The organism is Xanthomonas sp. 3075 (genome assembly GCF_014197275.1).
In the GTDB taxonomy this organism is placed as follows: Bacteria; Pseudomonadota; Gammaproteobacteria; order Xanthomonadales; family Xanthomonadaceae; genus Xanthomonas; species Xanthomonas campestris_B.
Genome location: NZ_JACIFI010000010.1, coordinates 107,704 through 131,458, shown reverse-complemented (window position 1 = coordinate 131,458; position 23,755 = coordinate 107,704). Strand labels below are relative to the sequence as shown.

At 65.7% G+C, this 23,755-nt stretch carries 18 protein-coding genes; 12 read left to right on the top strand and 6 right to left on the bottom strand.

Going from position 1 to position 23,755, the window contains the following annotated elements:
* Positions 1 to 12: 12 nt before the first annotated feature.
* Positions 13 to 3,261 (bottom strand): efflux RND transporter permease subunit, encoded by a 3,249-nt coding sequence (locus GGR62_RS11450; RefSeq protein ID WP_184408021.1) that lies wholly within the window; start codon positions 3,259 to 3,261, stop codon positions 13 to 15.
* A 93-nt stretch (positions 3,262 to 3,354) separates the two neighbouring features.
* Positions 3,355 to 4,596, bottom strand: a complete 1,242-nt coding sequence (locus GGR62_RS11445) for an efflux RND transporter periplasmic adaptor subunit (protein WP_184408020.1) — start codon at positions 4,594 to 4,596, stop codon at positions 3,355 to 3,357.
* 261 nt (positions 4,597 to 4,857) lie between these two features.
* On the opposite strand from GGR62_RS11445, the gene GGR62_RS11440 reads away from it, so the two are divergent.
* From GGR62_RS11440 to aceK, 6 genes are all read left to right on the top strand, one after another.
* A complete protein-coding gene (locus GGR62_RS11440; protein ID WP_184408019.1) occupies positions 4,858 to 6,174 on the top strand; it encodes a M20 family metallopeptidase in 1,317 nt (438 codons plus the stop codon).
* Between the two features lie 169 nt (positions 6,175 to 6,343).
* Complete coding sequence (gene queF, locus GGR62_RS11435; RefSeq protein WP_184408018.1) at positions 6,344 to 7,159, top strand: NADPH-dependent 7-cyano-7-deazaguanine reductase QueF; 816 nt, start codon at positions 6,344 to 6,346, stop codon at positions 7,157 to 7,159.
* 99 nt (positions 7,160 to 7,258) lie between these two features.
* Positions 7,259 to 7,552: a LysM peptidoglycan-binding domain-containing protein gene (locus GGR62_RS11430; RefSeq protein ID WP_184408017.1), complete on the top strand. Its 294-nt coding sequence runs from the start codon at positions 7,259 to 7,261 to the stop codon at positions 7,550 to 7,552.
* A gap of 63 nt (positions 7,553 to 7,615) precedes the next feature.
* Positions 7,616 to 8,179 (top strand): hypothetical protein, encoded by a 564-nt coding sequence (locus GGR62_RS11425; protein WP_184408016.1) that lies wholly within the window; start codon positions 7,616 to 7,618, stop codon positions 8,177 to 8,179.
* A gap of 402 nt (positions 8,180 to 8,581) precedes the next feature.
* The gene (locus GGR62_RS11420) at positions 8,582 to 10,813 is read left to right on the top strand and encodes an NADP-dependent isocitrate dehydrogenase (RefSeq protein ID WP_184408015.1); all 2,232 of its coding nucleotides are present in this window, start codon (positions 8,582 to 8,584) and stop codon (positions 10,811 to 10,813) included.
* 268 nt (positions 10,814 to 11,081) lie between these two features.
* A complete protein-coding gene (aceK, locus tag GGR62_RS11415; RefSeq protein ID WP_184408014.1) occupies positions 11,082 to 12,821 on the top strand; it encodes a bifunctional isocitrate dehydrogenase kinase/phosphatase in 1,740 nt (579 codons plus the stop codon).
* 120 nt (positions 12,822 to 12,941) lie between these two features.
* Here the strand turns inward: aceK and rho are convergent, their stop codons facing one another.
* A complete protein-coding gene (gene rho / locus GGR62_RS11410) occupies positions 12,942 to 14,798 on the bottom strand; it encodes a transcription termination factor Rho (RefSeq protein WP_184408013.1) in 1,857 nt (618 codons plus the stop codon).
* Positions 14,799 to 15,014: 216 nt separating this feature from the next.
* Positions 15,015 to 15,356: a thioredoxin TrxA gene (trxA, locus tag GGR62_RS11405; protein ID WP_184408012.1), complete on the bottom strand. Its 342-nt coding sequence runs from the start codon at positions 15,354 to 15,356 to the stop codon at positions 15,015 to 15,017.
* Positions 15,357 to 15,554: 198 nt separating this feature from the next.
* Here trxA and rhlB point away from each other — a divergent pair, with 198 nt between their 5' ends.
* From rhlB to rpoH, 6 genes are all read left to right on the top strand, one after another.
* Positions 15,555 to 17,270 (top strand): ATP-dependent RNA helicase RhlB, encoded by a 1,716-nt coding sequence (gene rhlB, locus GGR62_RS11400; RefSeq protein ID WP_184408011.1) that lies wholly within the window; start codon positions 15,555 to 15,557, stop codon positions 17,268 to 17,270.
* A 75-nt stretch (positions 17,271 to 17,345) separates the two neighbouring features.
* Complete coding sequence (gene ftsE, locus GGR62_RS11395; RefSeq protein WP_184408010.1) at positions 17,346 to 18,032, top strand: cell division ATP-binding protein FtsE; 687 nt, start codon at positions 17,346 to 17,348, stop codon at positions 18,030 to 18,032.
* Entirely contained in the window at positions 18,029 to 18,979 is a 951-nt protein-coding gene (ftsX, locus tag GGR62_RS11390; protein WP_184408009.1) for a permease-like cell division protein FtsX, read from the top strand. Before ftsE ends, ftsX begins: the two co-directional genes overlap by 4 nt.
* Positions 18,980 to 18,987: 8 nt before the next feature.
* Entirely contained in the window at positions 18,988 to 19,830 is an 843-nt protein-coding gene (locus GGR62_RS11385; protein ID WP_184408008.1) for a response regulator, read from the top strand.
* Positions 19,827 to 20,552 carry a uracil-DNA glycosylase gene (ung, locus tag GGR62_RS11380; RefSeq protein ID WP_184408007.1) on the top strand — a complete coding sequence of 242 codons (726 nt, stop codon included), beginning with the start codon at positions 19,827 to 19,829 and terminating at the stop codon, positions 20,550 to 20,552. The genes GGR62_RS11385 and ung overlap by 4 nt, the downstream gene beginning before the upstream one ends.
* 198 nt (positions 20,553 to 20,750) lie before the next feature.
* On the top strand, positions 20,751 to 21,626 hold the full coding sequence (gene rpoH / locus GGR62_RS11375) for an RNA polymerase sigma factor RpoH (protein WP_010370120.1): 876 nt from the start codon (positions 20,751 to 20,753) through the stop codon (positions 21,624 to 21,626).
* Positions 21,627 to 21,772: 146 nt separating this feature from the next.
* Here rpoH and GGR62_RS11370 read toward each other — a convergent pair whose 3' ends face one another.
* Positions 21,773 to 22,387: a trimeric intracellular cation channel family protein gene (locus tag GGR62_RS11370; RefSeq protein WP_184408006.1), complete on the bottom strand. Its 615-nt coding sequence runs from the start codon at positions 22,385 to 22,387 to the stop codon at positions 21,773 to 21,775.
* Between the two features lie 52 nt (positions 22,388 to 22,439).
* Complete coding sequence (locus GGR62_RS11365) at positions 22,440 to 23,732, bottom strand: NAD(P)/FAD-dependent oxidoreductase (RefSeq protein ID WP_184408005.1); 1,293 nt, start codon at positions 23,730 to 23,732, stop codon at positions 22,440 to 22,442.
* Positions 23,733 to 23,755 lie beyond the last annotated feature (23 nt).

Below are 23,755 nucleotides of genomic sequence, written 5' to 3'. Positions count from 1 at the left end.
CTGCACCAGTCGTCATGCCGGGCGCTCCGAGGTGGAGGCCGGGGTCACACCGTCGCGGCGGGCGGCACGGCGCGCACGCCAGGCGCGTAGCCGCTCACCGGCGCGTTCCATGTACAGGTAGATCACCGGGGTGGTGTACAGCGTCACCAGCTGCGATAGCAGCAGGCCGCCGACGATGGCGATGCCCAGCGGGCGACGTAGTTCCGAGCCGATGCCGGTGCCCAGCGCCAGCGGCAACGCGCCCAGCATCGCGGCGGCGGTGGTCATCATGATCGGGCGGAAGCGCAGCAGGCAGGCGCGGCGGATCGCTTCGTGCGCGTTGGCGCCTTCGCGGCGTGCGTCGATGGCGAAGTCGATCATCATGATCGCGTTCTTCTTGACGATGCCGATCAGCAGCACGATGCCGACGATGCCGTCCACCGACAGGCTCAGCCCGCACATCATCAACGCCAGCAACGCGCCGACACCGGCCGGCGGCAGCGTGGAGATGATCGTCAGCGGGTGGATGTAGCTTTCGTACAGTACGCCCAGCACGATGTAGATCACCACGATCGAGGCCAGCAGCAGCCACACGATATCGGTCTGGCTGCCGGTGAATTCGGCGGCCTTGCCGACGAACTGCGCATGCACCTGGGTCGGGATCTTCAGGTCTTCGCGCGCTTTTTCGATTGCCGCTACCGCCTGCGACAACGAGTGCCCCGGTGCCAGATTGAACGAGATGGTCACCGCCGGCAGCTGCTGCTGGTGGCTCACCACCAACGGCGTGTTGGTGACCTTGGCTTCGGCCAGCGAGGCCAGCGGAATGATGCTGCCGGCGCCGACGACGATGCCGGTGTTCTGGTTGCCCACGCCGGTGGCGGTGGACGAGTTGGACGAGGTCACCTGACCGAAGCTGGTGGCATTGGTGCCGGTCAGCGCGCCGCTGCCGTTGCTGGCCACCGCCAGCTGATTCATCAGCGCGGTGCTGCTGCGGAATTCCGGCGCCACTTCCAGCACCACCCGGTACTGATTGAGCTCGGTGAAGATGGTGGAGATCTGGCGTTGTCCGAAGGCGTCGTACAGCGTGTCGTCGATGGTCTGCATCGGCACGCCGAGCATGCTGGCCTTGTCGCGGTCGATGGTCAGTTCCAGCGCACGTCCCTGGTTGGCCAGGTTGTTGTCCACGTCGGCCAGCTCGGGCAGCTTGCGCATCGCCTCGGTCATGCGCCCGGCCCAGGTGGCCAGCTCGGTGCTGTCCACATCCGAGATCGAATACTGGTATTCGGTGGCGGCCACGCGCGTGTCCAGGGTGACGTCCTGCACCGGCTTGAGGAACAAGGCCACGCCCGGAATGCCGGCCACGGCTTTTTGCAGGCGCGGCAGCACCTCGTCCAGGCCCTCGCGGTCGCCGCGCGTCTTCAGCACGATCGACAACTGGCCCTGGTTGAGCGTCGGGTTCATGGTGCCAGCACCGATGAAAGCGGCCACGCCGGTCACCGCCGGGTCTTTCTGCAGCGCGGCGGCCACCGCCTGGGTGCGCTGCTCCATCTGCGGAAAGGCCACGTTCTGGTCGGCCTGCACCACGCCGGTGATCAGGCCGGTGTCCTGTTCGGGCAGCAGGCCCTTGGGGATCGCCACATACAGCACCACCGTCAGCGCCACCGCACCGATCGCCACCGCCAGGGTCAGCGGCTGATGCGCCAGCACCCAGTCCAGGCTGCGCTCGTAGGCGCCCACGGTGCGGGTCCACAGATTGGTCTTGCCGGCCGCAGCGTCACGCTCGTGCGCGTCGTCGCTTTCCGGCAATGCGTCGGGCTTGAGCAGGTAGGCGCACATCATCGGCGTCAGCGTCAGCGACACCAGCATCGAGATCACCACCGCGATCGACAGCACCCACGCAAACTCGTGGAATAGCCGCCCGGTGACGCCGGGCATCAGCAGCAGCGGCAGGAACACCGCCACCAGCGAGACGGTCAGCGACAACACGGTGAAGCCGATCTGCTTGGCGCCGATCTCGGCCGCTTCCGGCCCGCTCTTGCCCTGTTCGATATAGCGCACGATGTTTTCGATCATCACGATCGCATCGTCGACCACGAATCCGGTCGCCACCACCAGCGCCATCAGCGACAGGTTGTCCAGCGACATGCCGGCGAACGCCATCACTCCGAAGGTGCCGGCCAGCGACAGCGGCACCGCCACCGACGGAATGATGGTGGCCCACAGCCGGCGCAGGAACACGAAGATCACCGCCACCACCAGCGCGATGGTCAGCACCAGGGTGAACTTCACCTCGTGCACCGAGGCGCGGATGGTTTCGGTGCGGTCGGAGAACACTTCCAGGTGCACGTCGGCCGGCAGCACCGATTGCAGCTGCGGCAGGATGCTGCGGATCTGCTCCACCGTCTGCACGATGTTGGCGCCGGGCTGGCGGCGGATTTCCAGCAGCACCGCCGGCTTGCCATTGGCCCACGCGGCGAGCTGGTCGTTTTCCACCCCGTCCACCACCTTGGCCACATCGGCCAGCCGCACCGGCGCGCCGTTCTTGTAGCTGATGATGGTTTCGCGGTACTGCGCCGCATCGGTGAGCTGGTCGTTGGTGCCGATGCTGTAGGACTGGGTCTTGCCGTTGAGCGAGCCCTTGGGCGCGGAGACATTGGTCTGGGTGAGTGCGCTGCGCAGCGACTCCATGGTCAGGCCCATGTTCGACAGCTGCGCCGGATTGACCTGGATGCGCACCGCAGGCCGCACATTGCCGGCGATCGACACCAGGCCCACGCCCGGCACCTGCGACAGGCGTTGGGCCAGGATCGCATCGGCGTAGCGGTTGACCTCGCGTAGCGGCAGCGAATCGGAGGTGAGCTTGAGCGTGAGGATCGCTGCATCGGCCGGATTGACCCGGTTGTAGACCGGTTGATACGGCAGCGACGAGGGCAGGGTGGCCTGGCGGATCGCCGCCTGCACGTCCTGCGAGGCGATATCGATATCGCGCTCCATCGAGAACTGCAAAATGATGGTGGACAAGCCCGCCGACGAGTCGGAGGTCATCATCTGCAGCCCGGAAATCTGCCCGAACTGGCGCTCCAGCGGCGTGGTCACCAACGAGGCCATGGTGGTCGCGTTGGCGCCGGGGTACTGGGTGGTGACGACCAGGCTGGGCGCGTCGATTTCCGGCAGCGCCGAGACCGGCAACTGCCGGTAACCCAGGATGCCCAGCAGCAGGACGCCCGCCATCAACAACGAGGTGGCGATCGGACGGCGGATGAAGATGGTCGAAAAGCCCACGGGGGGTGTCCTTGCTGGAGACGTCAATCGAAACCGGCGCGCAGGGCGCCGACGCGCACTGGCGACGGAAGTCCCGTCGCCAGCGGTCAGGCGTTAGCGCGGGCCGCCGCCACGGCGGCCACCGGTGCCGCCGCGTTCCTGCTTGTCCTGCACGGCCTTGAGTTCGGCCTCGGTGGGTTCTGGCGGGGTCTCGCCCGGCTTGAGCGCGCTGACCTTGCTGCCCGGCTTCAAGCGGAACTGGCCTTCGGTGACCACGCGCTCGCCCTGCTTGAGGCCTTTGGTGATCTGCACGTGGCTGTCGTCCACTTCCACGCCCTGCACCACGGTGCGCATCTGCGCGGTGTTGTCAGTGCCGACCACGTAGACGTAATCGCCATCCGGGCCACGCTGCACCGACTGGGTCGGCACCACGGTGCCGCCGGAGATCGTGCGCAATTGCAGGCGCACGTTGACGAACTGGCCCGGCCACAGCGCGTTGTCGGTGTTGGCGAAGATCGCGCGGGCGCTGAAGGTGCCGCTGTCGGCGGAGATACGGTTGTCGATCACGTCCAGCTTGCCGTCGCCGCTGATGATGTGCGCATCGCCGCGATCCAGCGCCGCCACGTCCAGCGGTGCGGCTGCCTGACCGCTGCGCACTGCCTGCAACTCGCGCTCGGGCAGGTTGAAGGACACGTAGATCGGGCGGATCTGGGTCAGGGTGACGATGGTCGAGCTGCTGCTGACGATATTGCCGACGTCCACGCCGCGGATGCCGGCGATGCCGTCGATCGGCGCGGTGACGCGGGTGAACTGCAACTGCACCTGTGCCGAGCGCATCTGCGCATCGTTGGCCGACACCGCTGCCTCGTACTGCGCCACCTGGTTACGCTGGGTATCCAGGTCGGTGCGCGAGACGTACTGCTTGTAGGCCGGGTCGTTGGAGCGTTGGTAGTTCACGCGCGAGGTCGCCAGCAGCGCCTGATTCTGCCGCTTGGCCGCCAGCGACTGGTCGTAGCTGGCCTGCAGCGTGCGCGGGTCGATCTGCGCCAGCAGCTCGCCCTTCTTCACTTCCTGGCCTTCCTTGAAGTTCAGGCTCATCAGCTGGCCGCCGACCTGCGGGCTGACCGTGACCGTATTGAGTGCGGTGACCGTGCCCAGCGCGCTGGCGTAGACCGGCACATCCTGGGTGGTGGCAGCCACCACCGTGACCGGCACCGGGCCGCTGTCCTCGCTGCCAGTGTCGTCCGGCGCGCCGGCCCGCTTGCCATGATTGCCCCCGCCCAGCATCCGCACTGCGACCAGCACCACGACGAGCACCGCTACGACCAGCAGTGTGATCTTCCAAAAACGCGACATGCGACAACTCCTGAGGGCGGGCCGGTCGCGTGGATGCGACCGTGGGGGGCGGCGATGCGAAGCATATCGTTGCAGCAAGGCAATTGAGTGTTACTGAAGTAACGGCTTGCCCGGCGAAACGACCAACACGTTCACAGATGCGGTGCAGCGGCAACGCGTCAGGGCCGCTGCGGTTGACCGCGGGCCTGAATCGGGCCCCACTGCAGCCCATCCAGCGCATGGGTGGACTAAAGTGAAGTTCCATTTCCAGAGGATGTTTCGATGCGCCACTCCCGGCTGCTGACCAGCGCGCTGCTGCTTGCCCTGCCCACCCTGGCCGCCGCCCAGGCCGCGCCCCGGCCCGAAGTCCAGGCCGCCGCCGCGCCGTTGCAGAGCAAGCTGGTGCAGTGGCGCCGCGACTTCCACCAGCATCCGGAGCTGTCCAACCGCGAGGAGCGCACCGCCGCCACCGTCGCTACGCAGCTGCGCAAGCTCGGTCTCAAGCCGCGCACCGGCATCGCCCACCATGGCGTGGTGGCCATCATCAAGGGCGGCAAGCCGGGGCCGAAGATCGCCTTGCGCGCCGACATGGATGCCTTGCCGGTGAAGGAGCAGACCGGGTTGCCGTTCGCCTCCAAGGCCACCGCCGAGTACCGCGGCGAGCAGGTCGGGGTGATGCACGCCTGCGGCCACGACGCCCACACCGCGATCCTGCTCGGCGTGGCCGAAGCGCTGGTGGGCATGCGCGAGCAGCTGCCCGGCGAAGTGATGCTGATCTTCCAGCCCTCCGAAGAAGGCGCACCGGGCAACGAGGAGGGCGGCGCGTCGCTGATGCTCAAGGAAGGCCTGTTCGCCGACTTCAAACCGCAGGCGGTGTTCGGCCTGCATGTGTTCTCCAGCGTGCAGGCCGGCAAGATCGCGGTACGCAGCGGCCCGCTGATGGCGGCCTCGGACCGCTTTGCGATCAAGATGATCGGCCGCCAGACCCACGGCTCGGCACCGTGGAACGGCATCGACCCGATCGTGGCCAGCGCCGACATGATTTCCACCGCGCAAACGGTGGTCAGCCGCCGCGCCAACCTGTCCAAGCAACCGGCGGTGCTGAGCTTCGGCGCGATCAAGGGCGGCATCCGCTACAACATCATCCCCGACGACGTGGACATGGTCGGCACCATCCGCACCTTCGACGAAGGCATGCGTCAGCAGATCTTCGCCGACCTCAAGACCGTGGCCGAGCACACCGCTGCCGCGCATGGCGCCAAGGTGGATGCGCAGGTGCCGGACCAGCCCGGCAACCCGGCCACCGTCAACGACCCCGCACTGACCGCCAAGATGCTGCCCAGCCTGCAGGCCGTGGTCGGCGCCGACAATGTCTACGAGCCGCCGTTGCAGATGGGTGCGGAGGATTTCTCGTTCTACGCCCAGCAGGTGCCGTCGATGTTCTTCTTTGTCGGTTCCACCGCCAAGGGCATCGACCCGGCGACTGCGCCCAGCAACCATTCGCCGCAGTTCCTGCTCGACGAATCGTCGCTGGATGTGGGCTTGCGCGCGCTGTTGCAGGTGTCGCTGGATTATCTGCATCAGGGTGAGGCGGGCTGAATGGGGAGTGGGGAATAGGGAATCGTGTGCAGTTGCAGGTTTCTCGCTGAGCGTTGGCGATCGAGTGGGGCGGCGGGCAGCTTGAAGGCCCGCTGCTTGGGTCGCCAGCTCGGTGCTCCAGCGTCTGCCGTATACCTCACGGCCAGCCCGCTCGACTTAAAATGACTGGATGAATACCCCAGAAGATTCCACACTCGGTCGTGAGGTCGCCTATCCCAGCGGCTACGACCCGTCCCTGTTGTTTCCGATTCCGCGTGCGGCCGGCCGTGAGGCGATCGGCCTGGCCGGTGCAGTGCCCTTTATCGGCCGTGATCGCTGGCATGCCTACGAACTCAGCTGGCTCGACGCGCACGGCAAGCCGTGCGTGGCCACCGCAACCTTGCACGTGCCCTGCGATTCGCCCGCCTTGATCGAATCCAAATCGCTCAAGCTGTATCTCAACTCGCTCAACGCCACGCGTTTCAATAGCGCCGAAGCGGTGCGCACGCGCATCGCCACCGACCTGTCCACGCGCGCCGGTGCCGATGTGGCGGTGGAATTCGGTCTACCGCCGATCGATGCGGTGGGCGAAGGCGAATCGATCGATATGCTCGATGTCAGCATCGACGACTACGGCCCGCCGAATGCCGCGTATCTGGCGGCGCACGAACTGGCTTCGGTGGAAGAGGTATTGACCTCGGCCTTGCTCAAATCCAATTGCCCGGTCACCGGCCAGCCGGATTGGGCCAGCGTCACGCTGCGTTACCGCGGCGCGCCGATCGACAGGGAAGGGTTGCTGCGGTATCTGGTGAGTTTCCGCGACCACGCCGAGTTTCACGAACAATGCGTCGAACGGATTTTCAATGACGTGCTGAACCGCTGCGCGCCGGAATGGCTGACAGTGGAAGCGCGCTATACCCGCCGTGGCGGGCTGGACATTAACCCGCTGCGTAGCTCGCCCAGCGTGCCGACACCGCTGTCGATCTTCCGCGACGTGCGCCAATGACCGCGCAGCCAGGATCGCGCCAGCTTCACCCAGGCGCGATCCACGCTTAACGGCGCTGCACGCACGCTGCAATGACCTGATGTTCGAAGGATTGCAGCAATGAGTGCCGACAAGAAAGCCGATTTCTCCGACGTGACGTCTTCGGTCGATAGCACCGCACAGATCTCGCCTGCGCCAGACGTTTCCAACGTGCGTACCAGCGTGCATGGCAATGCACAGCTGGTCGGAGAATCGGTCACCGTGCAGACCGGTGACACCTTGTCCAGCATCGCCAAGCACCATCTGGGCGACGGCAATCTGTGGCCGCGTATTTTCGAAATCAACCGCGAAACGCTGAAGGATCCCGACAAGGTGTTCCCAGGGCAGGTGTTGCACTTGCCTCCCAAGGCATAGGCGCATTGCGCGCTGAAGACGGTTGAAAGACCAACGATCCGTTCGATCTCTGGAGATTGATCCATGCGTAGCATATCCATTTCAAGCACCCTCGCCGTGGCGCTTGCCGGCGTCATTGCGCTCTCCGGGTGCAGCAAGAAGGCCGACGACGCCGCCGTGTCCAAGGATCCGACCTCCGGCGCCGCCACCGCTGCGATGCCCGGCCCGGCCGGCACTCCACCAGCGAGTGACCAGGCTGGCCAAAGCACCGCCTCCGGCGCTGCAAGTACCGAGACCGCCGCTCCTGCCGCGACGGGTTCCGGCGTCACCGTGTCCAGCGTGGTGGTCGGCACCGAGGTGGCGGCCGACAAGAGCGTCAAGCCCTCTGCCAACATCGGCCTGAAAAACACCATCATCGTCTCGATCAAGACCGATGGCAGCGCGAAAAACGTGCCGGTTTCGGCCAAGATGATCTTTCAGGACGGTCAGGTGGCAGGCGAGCAGACCGCAACGCTGAATACCGACGGCGCCGAAACCACCAACCTGAGCTTCAACAAGCCATACGGTTGGCCGACCGGCAGCTACACCATCGAGACGATGGTGGGTGGCAAGCCGGCAGGTTCGCCGCAGACCATTTCCGTGAACTGATCGGTCAAGCGGCTGCGTGCCCACGCACGCGAACTGCATTCACAGCCGTTTCGGGCCGATGAGCGCTGCCACTGCTCCTGGTAGATCCCGGGCCAACACGGTGAGAGTACGCGCTATCGCACATGCAACACCTCAAAAGGCGCGATCACACGATCGCGCCTTTTGACTGCGTGACCCATTCGTTACAGCTGCATCCATGTCGATGGGCCGGGTGACGGGATGGAGCGTCCGCCCGTGGTCGCTTTACCCGGGCGCGGCTCAGACGCGACAATGCCCTGCTGATCCATCGCCGCGTGCTACGCGCTGGCCGATCGGCGTGCCATCAGCGACCTCCGTCGCGCACGCCGGCGCCATCGTCACTGGAGGCGGCGTTCCTTCCGACCACACGAGCCATCGCACCCTATGTCGAAGACACCGAAGATCATCTACACGCTCACCGACGAAGCACCCTATCTGGCCACGCAGTCGCTGCTGCCGATCATCGATGCCTACACCGATACCGCCGGCATCGTGGTCGAAACCCGCGACATCTCGCTGGCCGGCCGCATTCTTTCGCTGTTTCCGGAACAGCTGACCGACGCCCAGAAGATCGCCGACGACCTCGGCGAGCTGGGCGCGCTGGCCACCACGCCGGAAGCCAACATCATCAAGCTGCCCAACATCAGCGCGTCGGTGCCGCAGCTCAAGGCCGCCATTGCCGAATTGCAGGGCCAGGGCTATGCATTGCCGGACTACCCGGACGCACCCAAGGACGCTGCCGAAAAAGACATCAAGGCGCGCTACGACAAGGTCAAGGGCAGCGCGGTCAATCCGGTGCTGCGCGAAGGCAACTCCGATCGCCGCGCGCCGTTGTCGGTGAAGAATTACGCACGCAAGCATCCGCATCGCATGGGCAAGTGGAGCCGCGACTCCAAGTCGCACGTGTCGCATATGCAGGAGGGCGACTTCTTCGGTAGCGAGCAATCCACCACGCTGGCGGCCGCCGGCACGCTGAAGATCGCGTTCGTCGGCAACGACGGCAGCAGCGCCGTGCTGAAGGAAAGCGTGGCGGTGAAGGCTGGCGAAATCGTCGATGCCGCCGTGCTGAGCAAGCGTGCGCTGGCCAGCTTCATCGACGCGCAGATCGCCGATGCCAAGGCCAAGGACGTGCTGTTCTCGGTGCACCTGAAAGCCACCATGATGAAGGTCTCCGACCCGGTGCTGTTCGGCGTGGTGGTCGGCGAGTTCTACAAGGACACGCTGAGCAAACATGCCGAAGCGCTCGCGTCGGTCGGCTTCGATCCCAACAACGGCATCGGCGACCTGTACGCACGCATCGGCTCGCTGCCGGAAGCACAGCAGGCGCAGATCAAGGTCGATATCCAGGCCGAATATGCGCAGCGTCCGGCCTTGGCGATGGTCAATTCCGACAAGGGCATCACCAATCTGCATGTGCCCAGCGATGTGATCGTCGATGCGTCGATGCCGGCGATGATCCGCGACTCCGGTCAGATGTGGAATGCCGAAGGCAAGCTGCAGGACACCAAGGCCGTGATCCCGGATCGCTGCTACGCCGATGTCTATCAGGCGGTGATCGACGACTGCAAGGCGCATGGCGCATTCGATCCGTCCACCATGGGCTCGGTGCCCAACGTCGGCCTGATGGCGCAGAAGGCCGAGGAATACGGCTCGCACGACAAGACCTTCCAGATCGCCGCCGCCGGCACCGTCAAGGTCACCGACGACACCGGCGCCACCGTGTTCGAACATGCGGTGGAAGCCGGCGACCTGTGGCGCATGTGCCAGGTCAAGGACGCGCCGATCCAGGACTGGGTCAAGCTGGCGGTCGAGCGTGCACGTCTGAGCGATACCCCGGCCGTGTTCTGGCTGGACAAGGCGCGCGCGCACGACGCGCAGGTGATCGCCAAGGTCGAGAAATACCTGAAGGACCACGACACCAACGACCTGGATCTGCGCATCCTGCCGCCGGTGGACGCGACCACCTTCTCGCTGGAGCGCATCCGCAAGGGCCAGGACACCATCTCGGTCACCGGCAACGTGCTGCGCGATTACCTCACCGACCTGTTCCCGATCCTGGAGCTGGGCACCAGCGCCAAAATGCTGTCGATCGTGCCGCTGATGGCCGGCGGCGGTCTGTTCGAAACCGGTGCCGGCGGCTCGGCGCCCAAGCACGTGCAGCAGTTCGTCGAACAGAACAGCCTGCGTTGGGATTCGCTCGGCGAGTTCCTGGCCCTGGCCGCCTCGTTGGAGCATCTGGGCAACCGCTACGACAATCCGTCGGCCACCGTGCTGGCCAAGGCGCTGGACGTGGCCAATGGCCAGTTCCTGGACAACAACAAGTCGCCGGCGCGCAAGGTCGGTGAGCTGGACAACCGCGGCAGCCACTTCTATCTGGCGATGTACTGGGCGCAGGCCCTGGCCGCGCAGACCGAAGACACCGCATTGCAGGCCAAGTTCGCACCGTTGGCCAAGGCGCTGACCGACAACGAAGCCACCATCGTGGCCGAGCTCAACGGCGCCCAGGGCAAGCCGGTGGACATCGGCGGCTACTACCACCCCGATCTGGCCAAGGTCAGCGAGGCGATGCGCCCGAGCAAGACCTTCAACGAGGTGTTGGCGACGCTGAAGGCCTGATCCAGCGCACCGCCCGTCGGTGCGTCCAGCAAGTGCGCCATGCAGGGCCCGCCTTGATGAGAGGCGGGCCTTGTCGTTTTTGTGGGCTTAATGCCATTGCGATAGCGCGGTCGGCATGTGCCAGACCTCGCATGACGGCGCAATGTCTTTCCGGTCACGGGTGCTGTCCCTGGCTGCGAGCGGCCTCGGCATTCGTCGACGACGCGCCTGCTCGATTGGCCGGTTGTCTTGGCTGCACGCCGCAACATGCGCTGGGTACACTGCCGCCATGAGCCAGCTCCCGTTACCGCCGCAGTCCGAGCGCCGCGCACTGGCGATCGCCCAGGCCGTGTATGAAGCCTTCGAGGATTACCACGCGCGGTTTGCCGAGATCACCGCACGTGCCAAGCAGCGTTTCGAGACGCGCGACTGGAGCGCCGCGCGCGACGACGCGGTCGCACGCATCGCGCTCTACGATCAATACATCACCGAATGCATGTTGCGTCTGCGCGCGGTGCTGCTCGGGCAGGCGCACGACCGGATCTTGTGGATGCGCGCACGCAGCCATTACGCCGCGCTGCTGAGCGGATTGATCGATCAGGAGTTGTACAAGACCTTCTACAACACCCTGACCCGGCGGTACTTTGGCACCCACGGGGTCGATGCCGAGATCGAATTCATCGCGCTGGATATCGAGCCGACCGATGCGATCACGCTGCCGGTCGCGCGCCATACCTACGCAGTCTCGCCGGGCCGGCTGACCGACATGCTGGTGCGCGTGCTCGGCGATTACGCGTTTGCCCTGCCGTATGCGCACCGTACCCGGTGCGCGGCCGCGATCGCGGTGCGCCTGCTCGACGATCTCGCACATTGGGGCGAGCATCCGGTGCGCAGTGTGGAACTGCTGGAGACGGTGTTCTACCGCGAGCGTCGTGCGTATCTGATCGGGCGGGTGTTTGGCGAACATCGCTTTTCCCCGTTCGTCATTGCGCTGGTCAACGACGCTGCCGGGTTACGCGCCGAAGCGGTACTGACCAAGCGGAGCGATGTCGCGCAGCTGTTCAGTAACTCGCGCAGTTACTTCCAGGCCGATCTGGCCACCGTCGGCGATGCGGTGGTGTTCCTGCGCAGCCTGCTCACCCACAAGCCGGTCGATGAGCTGTACACGATGCTCGGGCGTGCCAAGCAGGGCAAGACCGAACGCTATCGCACGTTTTTCAGCCATTTCCAGGCGCATCCAGCCGAACAACTGGTGCATGCCGACGGCACACCCGGCATGGTCATGGTGGTGTTCACGCTGCCCAGCTATCCGCTGGTGTTCAAGCTGATCCGCGACCGTTTTGCGTATCCCAAGACCATGAGCCGCGCGCAGGTCGAAGGCAAATACGAGTTGGTGTTCCAGCTCGATCGCATCGGTCGTCTGCTGGATGCGCAGCCGTATCGCTTCCTGCGGTTTCCCAAATCGCGCTTCTCGCCTGCGCTGCTGCAAGAACTGCAGACCAGCTGCGCGCTGAGCCTGAGCGAGGATGGCGACGATGTACTGATTGCGTTGTGCTACGTGCAACGGCGCCTGCGCCCGCTGAATCTGTATCTGCGCGAACAACTGCCCGAGGCCGCGCATGCGGCCGCGCTGGACTACGGCCAGGCGATCAAGGACATGGCGCGCAACAACATCTTTCCCGGCGACATGCTGCTGAAGAATTTCGGCATCACCCGCCATCAGCGCGCGGTGTTCTACGACTACGACGAGCTGTGCCTGATCACCGAATGCACATTCCGCGATTGGCCAACCCCCACCACCTACGAAGAACAGATGTCCGCCGAGCCCTGGTTCCACGTCGGCCCGCGCGACGTGTTTCCCGAGCGCTTCGCGCTGTTCATGGGCCTGCCGGCCTCGCAGCTGGAAGCGGTCAAGCACCTGCATCCGGAACTGTTCGACCCGCAATGGTGGCGCGACCTGCAGGCAAGGCTGCGCGAGGACGATTACCCCGACACCCCGCCCTATGCGGACGCGCGTCGTTTGGCGTAGCCGCCAAATGACCGCATGCGTGGCGCGGACGATAACCAAGTTCGCGTCTCACGAACAACCACCGCGCCCACAAAAAAGCCCCGCGATGCGGGGCTTTTTTATCGACAATGCCGATCGAGGTCAGCGCTTCATCGAACTGAAGAACTCGTCGTTGGACTTGGTGGTCTTCATCTTGTCCAGCAGGAATTCCATTGCCGCGATCTCGTCCATCGGGTGCAACAGCTTGCGCAGGATCCATATCTTCTGCAGCAGCTCCGGCTCGATCAACAGATCTTCGCGACGCGTGCCCGAGCGGTTGATGTCGATCGCCGGGTAGACGCGCTTTTCGGTGATGCGACGGTTCAAATGCACTTCGCTGTTGCCGGTGCCCTTGAACTCTTCGTAGATCACCTCGTCCATCTTGCTGCCGGTCTCGACCAGCGCGGTGGCGATGATGGTCAGCGAGCCGCCTTCTTCGACGTTACGGGCCGCACCGAAAAAGCGCTTCGGACGGTGCAGCGCGTTGGCATCCACACCACCGGTGAGCACCTTGCCGGAGCTGGGCACCACGTTGTTGTAGGCGCGCGCCAGACGGGTGATCGAATCGAGCAGGATCACCACGTCCTTCTTGTGCTCGACCAGGCGCTTGGCCCGCTCGATCACCATCTCGGCGACCTGCACGTGGCGCGCGGCCGGTTCGTCGAAGGTGGAGGAGATGACCTCGCCGCGCACGGTGCGCTGCATTTCGGTCACTTCTTCCGGGCGCTCGTCGATCAGCAGCACGATCATGTGCACTTCGGGATGATTGCTGGTGATGGCCGTGGCCACCTGCTGCATCATCATCGTCTTGCCGGCCTTGGGCGGGGACACGATCAGCGCACGCTGACCCTTGCCCTGCGGCGCCATTAGATCCAGGATGCGGCCGGTGATGTCCTCGGTGGACCCATCGCCACGCTCCAGACGGAAGCGGCGGCGCGGGAACAGCGGGGTCAGGTTCTCGAACAGCACCTTGTTCTTGCTGGCTTCCAGCGGCTCGCCATTGATGGTGTCGACGATCGACAGCGCGAAATAGCGTTCGCCGTCCTTGGGGAAGCGGATGCGGCCGGACAAATGGTCGCCGGTGCGCAGGTTGAAGCGGCGGATCTGGCTGGGCGAGATATACGTATCGTCCGGGCCGGCCAGGTAGCTGGCTTCGGCGGCACGCAGGAAGCCGAAGCCGTCGGGCAGGATTTCCAGCACGCCGTCGGCGGCAACGCCTTCGCCATGGCGGGTCAGCACCTTGAGCAGGGCGAAGATCACGTCCTGCTTGCGCGCGCGCGCCACGCCTTCCTGGATGTTGAGCTGATCGGCGATGTCCAGCAGCTTCTGCGCCGGCATCCGCTTGAGGTCGCTCAGCGAATAGATCGGGAAGCCTTCCGGCACGGCCGGATGCGGACGCGCGATGAACGGCTCGTTGCTGCCATCGGAAGACGGCATGCCGCCGCCTTCGTTACCGAACCTGTCGCGCGGCCCGCGGTCACGGCGGTTACGGAACCGGTCGCGGCGATTGCCTTGCTGGTTCTGCCCCTGGCCCTGCGGATTCTGCCCGGCGTTCTGGCCCTGACCCTGACCCTGTTGCTGGCCTTGGCCTTGGCTCTGTTGCTGGCCCTGGCCCTGCGTCTGATTCTGCTGTTGCTGCGCCTGGTTGAAGCGCTGCTGCTGCGACTGGCCGCCTTCGCGGGATTCGCCACGGTCGCCGCCCTGACTGGTGCTGGGCGGGTTACCGGCATAGGGGCCATCGCTGGACGTCTGCGCCGGTACCGAATCGGCAGCGTGCGACGGTGCCTGCGGAGCGCGTGGAGCGTCGGGTGCGGGGCTGGCGGGCAAGGGCAGGTTGGGCTGCTGTGCGCCGGCATCGTCATGGGCGACGGCGGTCTTGCTCACGCGCGGCTTGCGCACGCGCTTCTCGACAGGAGCGTCGACGCTGCTCCCGGTATCGGAGGAAGGATGATCGGACAAGTGCGTGATTCCTCGCTAAGAGTGCGAGCGCCCGGCTGGGGGGCGAACTTTGGTGATGGGAGTCTAGAAGATGTTTCTAGAGGGGTACGGCGGTGCACGAGCGTGCGCCGGATCAGCTGACACTATCACCGCTGCGCGCAACCGCGCAAGCGTCTGCCAGGGCCGCAGTTAACTGCTGGCGAACCACAGGGCGCCCATTGCTGGACGCCCATTCACTCAGGCAGCTGCGCCGCCCAGGGTCTTGTCGATCATCTGGGTCAGCTGGCCCTTGCCAACTGCCCCGATCTCGGTCGCCTGCACCTGCCCGTCCTTGAACAGCAGCAGCATCGGGATCGAGCGCACGTGGTACTTGACGGCCAGGGCGCGGTTCTGGTCCACATTGACCTTGGCAACCTTGAGTCTGCCCTGATATGTAGTGGCCAGATCGTCCAGCACCGGGGCGATCATCTTGCACGGGCCGCACCATTCGGCCCAGAAATCCACCAGGACCGGTTCACTGGATTGCAGTACAGCTGTATCGAAGTCGGCATCGCCGACATGTTGAACCTTGTCGCTCACGTTGGGTCTCCTGGAAACCAAAACGGCCCACCCGACCGGGCAGGCCGCCACATTGCGTTAAACTGGGGCATTGCGCGACTGAATCAAGTGTCAGTCCTGAAGCCGCGCTGTCCGCCACAACTGCCGCAGTTTGCGACGCTGTCGGCATCGATGCAAGCCGCGCCCGGGCTGCCCAGGGCGCCTCACGAAGACGGAATAATGAGCGACAAACCGCTGACCGATTTGACTTTTTCCACGTTCGACCTGCATCCGGCGCTGATCACCGGGCTGGAGAGCGCCGGGTTTACCCGCTGTACCCCGATCCAGGCGCTGACCCTGCCGGTCGCGCTGCCCGGCGGCGATGTCGCCGGGCAGGCCCAGACCGGCACCGGCAAGACCCTGGCGTTCCTGGTGGCGGTGATGAACCGCCTGCTGATCCGCCCGGCGCTGGCCGACCGCAAGCCGGAAGACCCGCGCGCGCTGATCCTGGCCCCGACCCGCGAACTGGCGATCCAGATCCACAAGGATGCGGTCAAGTTCGGTGCCGACCTGGGCCTGCGCTTTGCGCTGGTCTACGGCGGGGTGGACTACGACAAGCAGCGCGAGCTGCTGCAGCAGGGCGTGGACGTGATCATCGCCACCCCGGGCCGGCTGATCGACTACGTCAAGCAGCACAAGGTGGTCTCGCTGCACGCCTGCGAGATCTGCGTGCTGGACGAGGCCGACCGCATGTTCGACCTGGGCTTCATCAAGGACATCCGCTTCCTGCTGCGGCGCATGCCCGAGCGCGGCACCCGGCAGACGCTGCTGTTCTCGGCCACGCTCAGCCATCGCGTGCTCGAGCTCGCCTACGAGCATATGAACGAGCCGGAAAAGCTGGTGGTCGAAACCGAGACCATCACCGCCGCCCGGGTGCGCCAGCGCATTTATTTCCCGTCCGACGAAGAGAAGCAGACGCTGCTGCTGGGTTTGTTGTCGCGTAGCGAAGGCGCGCGCACCATGGTGTTCGTCAATACCAAGGCGTTCGTCGAGCGTGTGGCGCGCACGCTGGAGCGCCACGGTTACCGGGTCGGCGTGCTGTCGGGCGACGTGCCGCAGAAGAAGCGCGAGTCGCTGCTCAACCGCTTCCAGAAGGGCCAGCTCGAAATCCTGGTCGCCACCGACGTGGCCGCGCGCGGCCTGCATATCGACGGGGTCAAGTACGTCTACAACTACGACCTGCCGTTCGATGCGGAAGATTACGTGCACCGCATCGGCCGTACCGCGCGGCTGGGCGAAGAGGGCGATGCGATCAGCTTCGCCTGCGAGCGCTATGCGATGAGCCTGCCGGATATCGAGGCCTATATCGAACAGAAGATCCCGGTCGAGCCGGTCACCACCGAGCTGCTGACGCCGTTGCCGCGCACCGCGCGCGCGCCGGTGGAAGGCGAGGAGGTCGACGCCGATGCCGGCGACAGCGTGGGCACGATCTTCCGCGAAGCGCGCGAACAGCGTGCCGCCGAAGAACAGCGTCGCGGCGGTGGCCGCAGCGGCCCGGGTGGCGCATCGCGCAGCGGCAGTGGCGGCGGTCGCCGTGACGGCGGCAGTGCCGATGGCAAGCCACGTCCGCGTCGCAAGCCACGCGTGGAAGGCGAAGCCCCGGCAGCGGCCGCGCCGACCGACACCCCGGTGGTTGCGGCGGCGTCGGTCCAGGCGCCGTCCCCCACCGTGGACGATGCCGAGCGCGCACCGCGCAAGCGGCGGCGTCGCCGTAACGGCCGTCCGGTCGACGGTGCCGAGCCGGTGGCGGCCATTCCGGTGCCCGCGCCCGTCGCGCCACGCAAACCGACCCAGGTGGTCGCCAAGCCGGTGCGCAGCGCCGCCAAGCCGTCAGGCAACCCGTCGCTGCTGAGCCGTATCGGCCGTCGCCTGCGGTCGCTGGTCTCCGGCAACTGATCGTTTGCGATCTCAATCGCATCGCCGGACGTCGGCGATGCGACGCAAGCGCTGGCGCTCCGGCATAATCGCTGGATGACCGTCCTGCGTTTCGACAATGTCAGCAAGCACTACGCCGGGGGCCACCAGGCGCTGACCGATGTCAGCTTCGAAGTGGCCGATGGCGAGATGCTGTTCGTGACCGGCCACTCCGGCGCCGGCAAAAGCACCCTGCTCAAATTGATCCACCTCAGCGAGCGGCCCAGCCAGGGTGCAGTGCTGCTGGGCGAACGCAACCTGCTCAAGGTGCGCGGCCGGCAGATTCCGCTGCATCGTCGCCAGGTGGGCGCGGTCTATCAGGACCATCGCCTGCTCAACGACCGCAGCATCGCCGAGAACGTGGCGTTGCCGCTGATCCTGCGCGGCACCCGCCGTAACGAGATCGGCAAGCGGGTGCGTTCGGCACTGGAGCGGATCGGTCTGGCGCATCGCGAGAAGGCGTTGCCGTCGCAGCTGTCGGCCGGCGAGCAGCAGCGCGTGGGCATCGCCCGCGCCATCGTCGGTGAACCGCGCCTGCTGGTGGCCGATGAGCCCACCGGTAATCTCGATCCGGCACTGGCGGCAGAAATCATGCAGTTGTTCGCCGAACTGCCGGCGCGCGGCACCAGCGTGCTGGTGGTCAGCCATGATCTGGCGCTGCTCAAGCAGATGCGCAAGCGCGTGCTGATCCTGGACCACGGCCGGTTGGTCGATGACATCTCGCCGCAGGATCTGGCCGAATGAGCAAGCTCGCCAATACCGAAGCCGTCGCGCCCTCGCGCTTTGGCGTCTGGATCGACCACCACCTGCACAGCATCGCCTTCAGCCTGGGCCGGGCGATGCGCAAGCCGTGGGCCACCTTGCTGACCATCGTGGTGATGGCGCTGGCGCTGGCCTTGCCGCTGGGGCTGTCGATCGCGCTGGACAACGTCAAGCTGCTGGCCGGCAGCGTGCAGCAGTCGCGCGAGATCAATCTGTTCCTGAAGGTCGAGATCGGCGCCGATGCCGCGCAGGCCCTGGCCGGCGAGCTGCGTGCGCGCCCGGATGTCGCCCAGGTCACGCTGCGCACACCGGCGCAGGGGCTGGCCGACCTGCGTGAGAGCGCCAAGCTCGACGAAGCGATCGATGCGCTCGGCGACAACCCGTTGCCGACCTTGTTGATCGTCACGCCGACCGATACTGCCGACGATGCGCAGCTGGCCGGCGCGCTGCAGGCGCTGCCGCAGACCGATCAGGTGCAGCACGACGCGCTGTGGCGCAAGCGCCTGGATGGCTGGCTGCACTTCGGCGAGCGGCTGGTGCAGGTGTTGTCTGCATTGCTGGGTGTCGGCGCGGTGCTGGTGGTCGGCAATACGGTGCGGCTGGATATCCAGTCGCGGCGCGAGGAAATCGGCGTGCTGCAATTGCTGGGCGCCAGCGACGGCTTCATCCGTCGCCCGTTCCTGTATCTGGGCGCCTGGTACGGGCTCGGCGCCGGCGCTGTCGCGCTCGCATTGATCGCCGCCTCCGGGCTGGCGCTGCGCGCGCCGCTGGCGACCCTGGCCGACAGCTACGGCAGTTCCTTTACCCTGCACGGGCTGGATCTGCTGCATTCTGCGATGGTGCTGGTCGGCACCCTGGTCCTGGGTTGGCTGGGCGCCTGGCTGGTGACCGGCCATTTCCTTCGCCAGACCCGTCCCACCGAGACCTGACACCTGCCATGCATCCATCAGACCTCAAGCATCTGATCAGCGACGCGCCGCGCGTGATGGTGGTCGATGGGTCCAAGCTGGTGCGCAAGCTGATTGCCGATGTGTTGAAGCGCGACCTGCCCAACGTGCAGGTGATCGGTTGTTCCAGCATCGCCGAAGCGCGCCAGGCGCTGGAAGCCGGTGCGGTGGACCTGGTCACCACCTCGCTGTCGCTGCCCGACGGCGACGGCCTGGCGCTGGCGCGCAGCGTGCGCGAAGCGGCCGGGCAGGCGTATGTGCCGGTGATCGTGGTGTCCGGCGATGCGCAGCAGCACCTGGTGGAGCGCCGCTTCACCGAATACGTCACCGATTACTTCGACAAGGCGCTGGGCCACGAAGCCCTGGCGACCTTCATCCGCGGTTATGTCCAGCCCGAACCGGTGGTGGGCGCGACCGTGCTGTACATCGAAGACAGCCGCGTGGTGGCCGAGGCGACCAAGCGCATGCTCGAACGCCAGAGCCTGAAAGTGGTGCACGTGCTGACCGCCGAAGACGCCTTCGCGCTGCTCACCGCCGAATCCTTGGGCCGCACCGAGCGCCGCATCGACGTGGTGCTGACCGATGTGACCCTGAAGGGCGAACTCAACGGCCGCGACGTGGTCGAGCGCATCCGCATCGATTTCGCCTACGGCAAGCGGCGCCTGCCGGTGCTGGTGATGACCGGCGACACCAATCCGCGCAACCAGTCCGACCTGCTGCGCGCCGGCGCCAACGATCTGGTGCAAAAACCCATCGAAGAACGCCTGCTGGTGACCAAGGTGTTGTTCCAGTTACGCCTGGCGCGGCTTGAGGACCAGGCGGTCACGTTGTGACGGAAGTGGAGGCGCGTATCCAGCTGGAGCCGTCGTGGAAGGCGCGGGTGGGCGATTGGTTGCTGCGCCCGGAGATGCAGGAGCTGTCCGCCTTCCTGCGCCAGCGCAAGGCGGCCGGGGCGCGGGTGTTTCCGCCGGGTCCGCAGATCTTTGCCGCCTTCGATGCCACGCCGTTCGAGCAGGTCAAGGTGGTGATCCTGGGCCAGGACCCGTATCACGGCGAAGGCCAGGCGCATGGGCTGTGCTTTTCGGTACTGCCCGGCGTGCCGGTGCCGCCGTCGCTGCTCAACATCTACAAGGAGATCCAGGACGATCTGGGCATCGCGCGTCCGGATCACGGCTATCTGATGCCTTGGGCGCAGCAGGGCGTGCTGCTGCTCAATGCGGTGCTGACGGTGGAGCAGGGACGTGCCGGCGCGCACCAGAACAAGGGCTGGGAAGGCTTCACCGACCATGTCGTGGAAACCCTCAACCGCGAGCGCGAAGGTCTGGTGTTCCTGCTCTGGGGCAGCTACGCGCAGTCCAAGGGCAAGGTCATCGACCAGGCGCGCCATCGCGTGTTCAAGGCCCCGCATCCCTCGCCGTTGTCGGCGCATCGCGGCTTCCTGGGCTGCAAGCACTTCTCCAAGACCAACGAGCATCTGCAGCGCCGCCGGATCAGTCCGATCGACTGGTCGCTGCCGCCGCGTAACGTCTTGGACACCACCTCGGCCGGCGGCTGAACGGGCCCGGCGCCGGTCGATTCTGCAATGGAGTTGTCACGGTCTGCGCAGGGCTGTGGTGGTAATTTAAGGTTCGAATTCGGGATGCTGCGCGGTAGAACGCCGACAAGGCCAAAAGCTCGAATGTCCTATAAATGGAACGCTGGGAACTCTTTCTGTACCCGGCAGTCCAATAGTTCGACTGCTAAGATGGTGCCTATGAACCAGACTACCTCGACTGCCCTTGTGGCAAACAATCTCCCGATTCCCAGTGCGCTCGGTTCGCTGGACGCCTACATCGGTGCCGTGCACCAGATCCCGGTGCTGTCGGTCGATGAGGAACAGAATCTGGCCCGTCGCTTCCGTGACGAGCTGGATCTGGACGCCGCGCGCGAACTGGTCCATTCCCACCTGCGCTTCGTGGTGCACGTGGCCCGCGGCTACAACGGCTACGGCCTGCCGCTGGGCGATCTGATCCAGGAAGGCAATATCGGCCTGATGAAGGCGGTCAAGCGTTTCGACCCGGACATGGGCGTGCGTTTGGTCAGCTTCGCGGTGCATTGGATCCGTGCGGAAATGCACGAGTTCATCCTGAAGAACTGGCGCATCGTCAAGGTCGCCACGACCAAGGCGCAGCGCAAGCTGTTCTTCAACCTGCGCAAGTCCAAGACCCGCCTGGGCTGGCTCAATGCCTCCGAAGTGACTGCGGTTGCCAAGGATCTGAACGTCTCCGAGCGCGAAGTGATGGAGATGGAGTCGCGTCTGTCCGGTCGCGATATCGGCTTCGATGCCTCGTCCGACGAAGACGACGATCACGGCCCGCCGTCGCCGGTGAGCTACCTGGTGGCCAACGAGGAAGATCCGTCGCAGGCGTACGAGCGCCACGACAGCGAAGACAATCAGCTGCAGTTGCTGCGCGAAGGCATGGCCGGACTGGATACGCGCTCGCGCGATATCGTCAAGCGTCGCTGGCTGGACTCCGACTCCAAGGTGACCTTGCAGGAGCTGGCCGACGAGTACGGCGTGTCGGCCGAGCGTATCCGCCAGATCGAGGCGAATGCGCTGAAGAAGATGAAGGCGCTGTTCGTCGCCTGATCGGTTCGATCACGCGCGACAAGGTGCAAGGACGGCCCGGTCATCCGGGCCGTTTGCGTTGCAGGGGTGCAGTTTTCATGGCCTTCAAGACGCTGACGGACCGTCCCGGATGATGCGGCCGGCATCGTCATGTTGGCCGAGGACAGCTATTCCGGCAGACGCGCCACCGGCAGATGCCAGCCATAGCGGATCGCCATGAAACGCAGGCCAAAACACACGCCGGCGCCGGTTGCCAGCGACCAGGCTTGCGGCACGCCGAGCACATGGCCGATGGCCACCAGTCCGCCGCCGGCAAGCGCGGCCACCGCATATAACTCTGCCTGCAACACCACCGGCGTGCGTGCGACCAGCAGGTCGCGTGCGATGCCGCCGCCGATGCCGCTGAGCATGCCCAGCAAGGTGGCGCTCAGCGGGCTGAGGTGGTAGTCCAGCGCCTTGCTGGTGCCATAGACCGCAAACAGTGCCAACCCGGCCGCGTCGAACAACTGCACCGGGTTGCGCAGCCGTTCCACTGCGCAGTGCCAATAGAAACCGGCGATGCCGGCCAGGCAGGCGGTGAGCAGATACTGCGGATGCACCAACGCAGCCGGCGGGGTGGCACCGATCAGCACATCGCGCACGATCCCGCCGGACACCGCCGCCGCGCATGACAGCACCAGCACGCCGAACAGATCCAGGCGATTGCGCACCGCCACGGTGGCGCCGCTCAGGGCAAACACGAAGGTGCCGAGCAGATCCAGCAGGAACAGCACAGTGGTCACGATCAGCGCATCGAATCAGGCCGCACAGCATCGCGCACGGCCGGTGGCGCTGTCATCCGTCCTTGCTGCTGGGTGGCGGGTCGTTGGTGGCGCCACCGAAGATGATGCGGGCGGCGCGCTGGTAGCTCCAGTACGCCATCGCCCAGTTCACCAGCACCACGAAGCGGTTGCGGAAGCCGATCAGGAAGTAGACGTGCGCGGCCAGCCAGAACCACCACGCCACGATGCCGGACAGCTTGAGCTTGCCCACATGCACGATGGCAGCCATGCGACCGATCGTGGCCAGGTTGCCGTAGTCCTGATAACGGAACGCCGGTGCGGCCTGGCCGCGCTGACGGGCGCGGATCGCCTTGGCGATGTGCTTGCCCATCTGCTTGGCCGCCGGCGCCACGCCCGGCACCGGGCGGCCGTCCTGCTGCACCGACGCCAGATCGCCGCCAACGAAGATTTCCGGGTGGCCGGGCACGCTCAGGTCCGGCGCCACCACGACGCGGCCGGCGCGATCCAGCGGCACGCCCAGCGTGCGCGCCAGCGGTGAGGCCGCCACACCGGCCGCCCACACCACAGTACGCGCAGGCACGAAGGTGTCGCCGAGCTGATAACCCAGCGCATCGATATGCGTCACCGGGGTACCGGTGTGCACTTCCACGCCCAGCCGCTCCAGCTGCTTGCGCGCCTTGTCGGTGAGATCGTCCGGGAACGAGGGCAGCACGCGCGGGCCGGCTTCGACCAGGCGCACGCGCGCCTGTCGTGGATCGATATGGCGGAATTCGTCCTTGAGCGTGTGGCGGGCGATTTCCGCCAGCGTGCCGGCCAGCTCGACGCCGGTCGGGCCGCCGCCGACCACGGCAAAACTGAGCCAGGCCGCGCGTGCGGCCGGGTCGGATTCGGCTTCGGCGCGCTCGAAGGCGAGCAGTAATTTGCGTCGCAACACCAGCGCGTCGTACAGCGTTTTCAGGCCCGGCGCATGCTCGGCCCATTGATCGTTACCGAAGTAGGCATGGGTGGCGCCGGTGGCCAGCAGCAGCATGTCGTAGCCGAGCGTGTTGCCATCGGCGAGCACCACTTCGCGGCGGGCCGGTGCGATTTCAGTGACATCGCCGAGCAGCACTTCGACATTGCGCTGTTCGCGCAGGATGTGGCGCAGCGGTGCGGCGATATCCGGCGCCGACAGGCCGGCGGTGGCGACCTGATACAGCAACGGCTGGAACAGGTGATGGTTCTGGCGGTCGATCAGGGTGATGCGGATGCCGGGATCGTCGAGTGCGCGGGTGGCCCATAAACCGGCAAAACCGCCACCAACCACGACCAGGTGCAGCGGAGCTTGGGAGGGGGAGGAGGTCATCGTAAGGTCCGATGGAATGCGAC

Excerpts from the sequence above, each read along its gene's own strand:
- GGR62_RS11445 (WP_184408020.1), bottom strand. The coding sequence starts at position 4,596 with ATGTCGCGTTTTTGGAAGATCACACTGCTGGTCGTAGCGGTGCTCGTC.
- GGR62_RS11440 (WP_184408019.1), top strand. The coding sequence starts at position 4,858 with ATGCGCCACTCCCGGCTGCTGACCAGCGCGCTGCTGCTTGCCCTGCCC.
- queF (WP_184408018.1), top strand. The coding sequence starts at position 6,344 with ATGAATACCCCAGAAGATTCCACACTCGGTCGTGAGGTCGCCTATCCC.
- GGR62_RS11430 (WP_184408017.1), top strand. The coding sequence starts at position 7,259 with ATGAGTGCCGACAAGAAAGCCGATTTCTCCGACGTGACGTCTTCGGTC.
- GGR62_RS11425 (WP_184408016.1), top strand. The coding sequence starts at position 7,616 with ATGCGTAGCATATCCATTTCAAGCACCCTCGCCGTGGCGCTTGCCGGC.
- GGR62_RS11420 (WP_184408015.1), top strand. The coding sequence starts at position 8,582 with ATGTCGAAGACACCGAAGATCATCTACACGCTCACCGACGAAGCACCC.
- aceK (WP_184408014.1), top strand. The coding sequence starts at position 11,082 with ATGAGCCAGCTCCCGTTACCGCCGCAGTCCGAGCGCCGCGCACTGGCG.
- rhlB (WP_184408011.1), top strand. The coding sequence starts at position 15,555 with ATGAGCGACAAACCGCTGACCGATTTGACTTTTTCCACGTTCGACCTG.
- ftsE (WP_184408010.1), top strand. The coding sequence starts at position 17,346 with ATGACCGTCCTGCGTTTCGACAATGTCAGCAAGCACTACGCCGGGGGC.
- ftsX (WP_184408009.1), top strand. The coding sequence starts at position 18,029 with ATGAGCAAGCTCGCCAATACCGAAGCCGTCGCGCCCTCGCGCTTTGGC.
- GGR62_RS11385 (WP_184408008.1), top strand. The coding sequence starts at position 18,988 with ATGCATCCATCAGACCTCAAGCATCTGATCAGCGACGCGCCGCGCGTG.
- rpoH (WP_010370120.1), top strand. The coding sequence starts at position 20,751 with ATGAACCAGACTACCTCGACTGCCCTTGTGGCAAACAATCTCCCGATT.
- GGR62_RS11365 (WP_184408005.1), bottom strand. The coding sequence starts at position 23,732 with ATGACCTCCTCCCCCTCCCAAGCTCCGCTGCACCTGGTCGTGGTTGGT.